We start from the raw sequence: 3,928 nt of genomic DNA on the forward strand, positions 1-3,928 counted from the left end.
CGATGGTCCAGCCTCAACCAAGCCCGCCAGCTTGGCTCTGCCTATCGTTCCCACGGAGTCCGTCACCGCCATCAAGGTAAGCCGGTCTGGAGTCCGAACTTTAGCTTCGTCGCCTCTTCAATCGCTTACGCCATCGTCCAAACTAAGGCGATTTCCAGGAAAAGACATACCTGTAGGATGGGTAGGGCGAAGCGAAACCCATCACCCTGTGCCCGGCTCGATGGGTTTCGCGAGTACGCTCTACCCATCCTACATCCAGATCAACGGTGACAAGCATTCTCGGAAATCGCCTTAACTTAGCGGCAGTGTTCCCAACCCCCACGCCATGCCCGATTTGCCGACACCAGAATCCACACCCTTCGAACCCCGCCACGGGCTTTTGAGCCGTTCGGCGCAACGGCTGCTGCCCGAACTGCGCGAATTGCTCATCGTGGCCGAGCATGGGGCGCAAACGCCCCGCGCCGGATTCCGCGCCGATGTGCTGGCGGAGTTGCGGCACGGGGAGGAGACCTTTCCCTTGGTGGCCTTCCGGTTCGGTCCCGCCGATCCCAGCCTGCCGGTGTTCGCCCTGTTCGGCGGCGTGCATGGCTTGGAGCGCATCGGCACCCAGGTGGTGCTGTCCTGGCTGCGCACCCTGGTGGAGATGGCCCGCTGGGACCGCGTGACCCAGGACATGCTGGCGAATGCCCGGCTGGTGATGATTCCGCTGGTCAACCCGGTGGGCATGTACCTGCAACGCCGCGCCAACGGCAACCGGGTCGATTTGATGCGCAATTCCCCGGTGCTGGCCGAGGGCTTGGCGAGTTGGCATTTGTTCGGCGGGCACCGGCTGTCGCCCCGGCTGCCCTGGTATCAAGGCGAGGCGGGCGCGCCCATGGAAATCGAGGCGCGGGCGCTGTGCGAGTTTGTCCGCCGGGAAATCTTCCCGGCCCGGACGGCCCTCAGCCTGGACGTGCATTCCGGCTACGGCCAGATCGACCGGCTGTGGTTCCCCTACGCGAAGAGCCGGGAATCGCTGCCGGACCTGCCCGAAGCCCTGGCCGTGAAGCATTTGCTGGACCGGGCCTTTCCCCATCACGTCTACCGCGTCGAGCCGCAATCCCGCCAATACCTCGCCCATGGCGACCTGTGGGATTACCTCTATGACGAATACCGCGCCGTTCAACCCGGCGGGCGTTATCTGCCATTCACCTTGGAGATGGGTTCCTGGCTCTGGGTGAAAAAGAATTGGACCCAGGCATTCTCCGCCTTGGGCTTCTTTAATCCGCGCCTGCCCCATCGGGTGCGCCGGACCTTGCGGCGGCATTTGTTCCTGTTTGATTTGTTCCACCGCGCCGTGCGCTCGCCGGAAGCCTGGGCGGAACTGGCCGAAGCGGAGCGGGAGCGGTTGCAAAGACAAGGCTTGGAGCAGTGGTATGGATAAGTGTGGAGAAAACCCTCGTTTGAAATCCCCTCACCCCAACCCTCTCCCAGTGGGAGAGGGGGCGTCGGGCCGCTTTCATGGTTCGGCAACCTATAGGGCGGAGCTTGAGGCGCCCTCCGAATGGCTGTTCCTGCGGGGCTTGGTGCGGGAAAGCGCCCATTGGGACGATTTTCCCGAGCGGTTCGCCGTCGGAATTCCCGGTGCCCGCGTTGTCACCTTGGACTTGCCCGGCAATGGCCGACACTGGCGGCTGAATAGCCCCCCGTCCATTCCCGCCATGCTGGAATTCGCCCGGCGGGAAGCCATGCCCGCCATGTTTCCGGCGTCCCCGTCGTCGCCGCCGCCCCGGTTTCTTTTGGCTGTTTCCTTGGGTGCCATGGTGGCGGTGGAATGGCTGCATCGGTATCCCGAGGAAATCGCCGGGGCGGTGTTAATCAACACCAGCCTGCGCGGACTCAGCCCGATTCATCAGCGCCTTGCTTGGCGGAGTTGGCCGGGCTTGCTGCGGATGGCGTTCCAACGGGCCGCCTGGGTGCGGGAACGGGCCATCCTGGCGCTCACCAGCCGACACGGGGCGGAGGACGCGGCGCGGGTCGAGGCGCGGGCGCGGGCTTATCTGGAACACCCCATCCGTCGGAGTAACCTGGTCCGGCAACTGCGGGCGGCCGCGACCTATCATCCGCCATCAGGCCGGCCCCGGGCGCCCGTGCTGTTGCTCAGCGGGCGGGGCGATAGGCTGGTCGATCCGGCGTGTTCGGAAGCTCTGGCCCGGCATTGGGACGCGCCGTTAATCAGCCATCCTTGGGCGGGCCACGACCTGCCGCTGGACGACCCGGATTGGGTCATCGCCCGCGTGGCGGATTTCCTGTGGGAGCGGGCTTCAGCCCGCGAATAGTCCGCCATCGGTCGCGGGCTGAAGCCCGCTCCCACGGCGTCATGTCATCGCTTCGTCATTCGACCGCAACAGCTTCTTCACCTCCCGGCAATCTGTTCATCACACGGCTTCCGTATCGTGCCCAGGAATTCACGCACCTACGGAAACCCCTATGTCCGCCATCCACTTAGACTCCCGCCGGTCCCGTCCCCGCCGCTTCGTGACGGAAATTGCCCGCGACCCGGCCACTGTCCGCGCCACCCTGGCCCTGCGATACCGCGTGTTCGCCGGGGAAATGGGCGCCCGCCTGCATTCCCGCGTCGAGGGGCTGGATTACGACGACATCGACGATTTCTGCGACCATCTTTTGGTGCGCGACACCCACACGGGGGATGTGGTCGCCTGCACCCGCTTGTTGAGCGATGCCCAGGCCGCCCGGTTGGGACGGTTCTATTCCGAGGGCGAATTCGAACTCGGCAAGGTGTTGGCGCTGCCGGGCCGGTTCCTGGAGATTGGCCGCACCTGCGTGGACCCGGCCCAGCGCGGCGGCGTGGTGTTGGGCACCTTGTGGAACGGGCTGGCGGAATACATCCAGCAAGGCCGCTTCGATTACCTCATGGGCTGCGCCAGCATCTCCCCCGGACCCAGCGGCTTCGCGGTGGACGCCGTGTACCGCCGCATCGAAGCCCGGCAATTCGGCCCCGCCGAACTGGCCGTGAAGCCCCGGATTCCCGTGCCCGCCCACCAGCGCTGCGTCCGCGACGAAAGCGGCATCCCGCCCCTGCTGCAAGCCTATCTGCGGCTGGGTTGCTGGGTCTGCGGCGAGCCGTTCTGGGACGAGGACTTCAACGTCATGGACGTGTTCATCCTGCTGGAACTGTCCCGCATGGAGGACCGCTACGAGAAGCGCTTCATCGGAACCCGCCCCGGAGCCGCCCATGCCCCGCTACCAGCCCTGGCTTAAGGGGGCGCTGATCGCCGGGATGTTTTTGCTCGGCGTCATCGCCGTGGCGGCGGTCATGCCGGGACTCAGGTTATTGCTGGGGAGGCGGGCGGCGCCGCTCAACGAGGCCATCGTGCGGCGCTGGAATGGCGCCGTGTGCCGCATCCTCAATCTGCGCCTGCGCGTCAATGGCCGACTCGATCCGAATGCCCGGCTCATCGTCGCCAACCATATCTCCTGGCTGGACATCATCGCCCTGGGTTCGCAATGGCCCTGCCAGTTCGTCGCCAAGGAGGACGTGGCCGACTGGCCGGTCATGGGCTATCTCGCCAAGGGCATCGGCACCTTGTTCGTCCGGCGCGGCGACGCGGACCAGACGGCGGCGACGGCGGAGCAGATGGTCTGGCGGCTGCGCCAGGGCAAGCGGCTGATGCTGTTCCCCGAGGGGACGACGACCACCGGCGAAAAGGTGCTGCGGTTCCACGGCAAGTTGTTCATGCCCGCCCAATTGGCCGGGGTGGGCGTGCAGGCGGTGGCCCTGTGCTATCTGGACGAGGCCGGGAAAGTCGCGCCCTTCGTCGGGGATGACGAGTTTCTTCCGCACCTGCTGGGGGTTCTCAAGCTGGACCGTATCGACTTGCGCCTCGGCTATTGCCCGGCGCTGCCGACGGGCCTGGACCGCGCCGCC

Annotated in this window: 4 protein-coding genes; all 4 read left to right on the forward strand. The window is 65.8% G+C overall.

Annotation, left to right across the window (positions count from 1 at the left end; all coding sequences use genetic code 11):
- Positions 1-325: 325 nt before the first annotated feature.
- The gene (locus ACXWUF_RS20055) at positions 326-1,423 is read left to right on the forward strand and encodes a M14 family zinc carboxypeptidase (RefSeq protein ID WP_458496341.1); all 1,098 of its coding nucleotides are present in this window, start codon (positions 326-328) and stop codon (positions 1,421-1,423) included.
- Positions 1,424-1,442: 19 nt separating this feature from the next.
- Positions 1,443-2,318 (forward strand): alpha/beta fold hydrolase, encoded by an 876-nt coding sequence (locus ACXWUF_RS20060; RefSeq protein WP_458496342.1) that lies wholly within the window; start codon positions 1,443-1,445, stop codon positions 2,316-2,318.
- A 151-nt stretch (positions 2,319-2,469) separates the two neighbouring features.
- Complete coding sequence (locus ACXWUF_RS20065) at positions 2,470-3,261, forward strand: GNAT family N-acetyltransferase (protein ID WP_458496343.1); 792 nt, start codon at positions 2,470-2,472, stop codon at positions 3,259-3,261.
- A partial coding sequence (locus tag ACXWUF_RS20070; protein ID WP_458496344.1) for a lysophospholipid acyltransferase family protein occupies positions 3,236-3,928 on the forward strand: 693 nt, incomplete at its 3' end. The genes ACXWUF_RS20065 and ACXWUF_RS20070, both read left to right, overlap by 26 nt.

This window comes from Methylomagnum sp., from assembly GCF_054333355.1.